Source organism: Streptomyces sp. NPDC059524 (genome assembly GCF_042749255.1).
GTDB classification, from domain to species: Bacteria; Actinomycetota; Actinomycetes; order Streptomycetales; family Streptomycetaceae; genus Streptomyces; species Streptomyces xanthii.
This window is the reverse complement of sequence record NZ_JBHYTK010000248.1, coordinates 1-3,169: the sequence shown is the minus strand read 5'-3', so window position 1 is coordinate 3,169 and position 3,169 is coordinate 1. Positions and strand designations below refer to the sequence as shown.

General features: G+C 73.0%; 4 protein-coding genes. All 4 read left to right on the top strand.

The genetic code is table 11. The annotated features are described in order from the left end of the window. A partial coding sequence (locus ACFW9D_RS37020) for a flavin reductase family protein (protein ID WP_384629751.1) occupies window positions 1-537 on the top strand: 537 nt, incomplete at its 5' end. A gap of 28 nt (window positions 538-565) precedes the next feature. Next, window positions 566-1,177 (top strand): TetR/AcrR family transcriptional regulator, encoded by a 612-nt coding sequence (locus ACFW9D_RS37015; protein ID WP_188339495.1) that lies wholly within the window; start codon window positions 566-568, stop codon window positions 1,175-1,177. A gap of 141 nt (window positions 1,178-1,318) precedes the next feature. Further along, window positions 1,319-1,522 (top strand): cold-shock protein, encoded by a 204-nt coding sequence (locus ACFW9D_RS37010; protein ID WP_005318814.1) that lies wholly within the window; start codon window positions 1,319-1,321, stop codon window positions 1,520-1,522. A gap of 110 nt (window positions 1,523-1,632) precedes the next feature. Then, window positions 1,633-3,169: DEAD/DEAH box helicase (locus ACFW9D_RS37005; protein WP_384629748.1), on the top strand; the 1,537-nt coding region annotated here is incomplete at its 3' end.

The following is a 3,169-nucleotide window of genomic DNA, read 5'->3' as shown; positions in this document are numbered from 1 at the left end:
GCCCGGGTCGGGGGGGGGTTGGCGCGCGCGGCGGGCGCGGGTGGCGCCGGGGCGCCCGGGGCGGCCGCGGCCCCCCCGCCCCCCCCCGCCCCGGCAGGACTCGCCTGCCAGTCCTTCGCCTCCCTCTCCCTCGACCCGCCGCTCGTGCTCTTCTGCGTCGCGCGCACCTCGTCCAGCTGGGCCCGGCTCCGGCCCACCGGCCGGTTCGGCATCTCGGTGCTCGCCGAGGACCAGCGCGGCGAGTGCCGCACCCTCGGCTCCCGCTCCGCCGACAAGTTCGCCGACCTCGGCTGGCACACCGGCCGCGACCCCGGCACCGTCCTCCTCGACGGCGCCCTCGCCCACCTCGAATGCACCGTCGAGCGCATCGCCGACGGCGGCGACCACGAGGTCGTCATCGGCCGCGTCACCGCCCTCACCACCCCGCGCCCCGACGGCCGCCCGCTGCTGTACTTCCGCTCCCGCTTCGGCACCGGCCGCTTCACGGAGCCGGTACGGACCGACCTGACGGACGAACATCCGGCCCTGTGGCTCTGAGTGTTCCCCCGGGTACGACAATGGGCGTGTGCCTACCAAGAAGAAGCCCCAGGCGACGACCGCCGCGCCCGAGCGGCGCGGCGAGCTGCTCCAGACCGCGGCCGAGGTCTTCGCCGAGCAGGGGTACAACGCCACCACCGTCCGCAAGATCGCCGATCACGCGGGCATGCTCGCCGGCAGCCTCTACTACCACTTCGACTCCAAGGAATCGATGCTGGAGGAGATCCTGCGCACGTTCCTCGACGAGCTGTGGTCCGGCTACGACACCGTGCTCGACGCGGACCTCGGCCCCCGGGAGACGCTCCAGGCGCTGGTCACCGAGTCCTTCCGGGAGATCGACCGGCACCGGCCCGCCGTCGCGATCTACCAGAAGGAGTCCCGCCACCTCGTCACCCAGGACCGCTTCGAGTTCCTCGCCGAGTCCCAGCGGCGCTTCGAGAAGACCTGGCTGACGACCCTGGAGCGGGGCGTCGCCGACGGCGTCTTCCGCGCGGACCTCGACATCCGCCTCACCTACCGCTTCGTGCGCGACACCGTCTGGGTCGCCGCGTCCTGGTACCGGCCCGGCGGGCACCACAGTCCCGAGGAGATCGCACGCCAGTACCTGTCGATGGTTCTGGACGGGATCGCCACGCGGTGAAGGAGCATGTTAGAGTCGATGGCGTTGCAGTTTTGGTACCCATAGACTTTATGTGCGCCTGACGGGAATGTTCCTCAGGCGCATTATTGTTTTCCGAGGTGTTCTCGGAATGGGAGCTGCTACCTGTTCAAGGAGAACAACATGGCCACCGGTACCGTTAAGTGGTTCAACTCGGAAAAGGGCTTCGGCTTCATCGAGCAGGACGGCGGCGGCGCCGACGTCTTCGCCCACTACTCGAACATCGCCACCTCGGGCTTCCGTGAGCTCCAGGAAGGCCAGAAGGTCACCTTCGACGTGACCCAGGGCCAGAAGGGCCCCCAGGCGGAGAACATCCTCCCCGCCTGATCACGCAGCACACGGGCCGGGGTCCGCACCTTGCGGTGCGGGCCCCGGTTCGCGTTGTCCCCGCCTGTTCCTGTCAGGCCTGTTCTGTCAGTCCCCGGAAGGCATGCCGCATGGCCAGCTCCCCCCGCCCGTCCCGCCGACGCAGTCCCCGCCCCGCGGCGGGTGGCCAGCGCCGCGCGCCCGAACAGCAGCGCAGGCGGCAGCCCAGCCCGCCGGCTGAGTTCACCATGCCGGAGAGCTCCACGCCCGCGCTGCCCCCGGCCGAGTCCTTCGACGTGCTCGACATGCCCGTCGCCCTCGTGAAGACCCTCGGCGAGCAGGGCGTCACCGAGCCGTTCCCGATCCAGGCCGCCACGCTGCCGAACTCGCTCGCCGGACGCGACCTCCTCGGCCGCGGCCGCACCGGCTCCGGCAAGACGCTCGCCTTCGGCCTGCCGATGCTCGCCCGCACCTCGGGCCTGCGCGCCGAGCCGAAGCTGCCGCTCGCCCTCGTGCTCGTCCCCACGCGCGAGCTCGCCCAGCAGGTCACCGACGCCCTCACCCCGTACGCGACCGCGCTGCGGCTGCGTCTCGCGACCGTCGTCGGCGGCATGTCGATCTCCCGCCAGGCCGGCGCGCTGCGCCGCGGCGCCGAGGTCGTCGTCGCCACCCCGGGCCGCCTCAAGGACCTCATAGAGCGCGGCGACGTCGCCCTCGGCGAGGTGCGCATCACGGTCCTCGACGAGGCCGACCAGATGGCCGACATGGGCTTCATGCCGCAGGTCACCGCGCTGCTCAAGCAGGTCGCGCCGGGCGGTCAGACGATGCTCTTCTCCGCGACGCTCGACAAGAACGTGGACCGGCTCGTCCGCCAGTTCCTCACCGACCCCGTCGTGCACTCCGTCGACCCGTCGGCCGGCGCCGTCACGACGATGGAGCACCACGTCCTGCACGTGCTCGACGAGACCGACAAGAAGGCCGTCACGGCCCGGATCGCCGCCCGCGACGGGCGCGTCATCCTCTTCGTCGACACCAAGCGCTCCGCCGACCGGCTCGCCAAGCGGCTGCTCGCCACCGGCGTCCTCGCGGCCCCGCTGCACGGCGGCCGCAGCCAGCCGCAGCGCAACCGCACCCTGGAGCAGTTCAAGGACGGCCGCGTCACCGCGCTCGTCGCCACGAACGTCGCGGCGCGCGGCATCCACGTCGACGATCTCGACCTCGTCGTCAACGTCGACCCGCCCACCGAGCACAAGGACTACCTGCACCGCGGCGGCCGTACGGCCCGCGCCGGCGAGTCCGGCAGCGTCGTCACCCTCGTCCTGCCCGAGCAGAAGCGGGACGTGCAGCGGCTGATGCGGGACGCGGGGGTGCGGCCGCGGTCCACCCAGGTCCGCTCCACGGACGAGGAGCTCGTCACCATCACGGGTGCGCGGGAGCCCTCCGGGGTGCCGGTCACCATCGTCGTGCCCGAGCCCGCGGCTCCGGCGGCCTCCGCGAAGCCGCGCCGGTCGCGGGGCGGTCGGGGCGGCCGCTCCGGCGGGGCCGGTGGCCGTGCCGGCGGCGCGGCCGGGGGAGCCGGGGGCCGTTCCGGCGGGGCCGGCGGGGGAGCCGGGCGTCGCTCCGGTGCCGCCGGTTCGGGTTCGGGCTCGGGTGCCGGGGGCGGCGCAG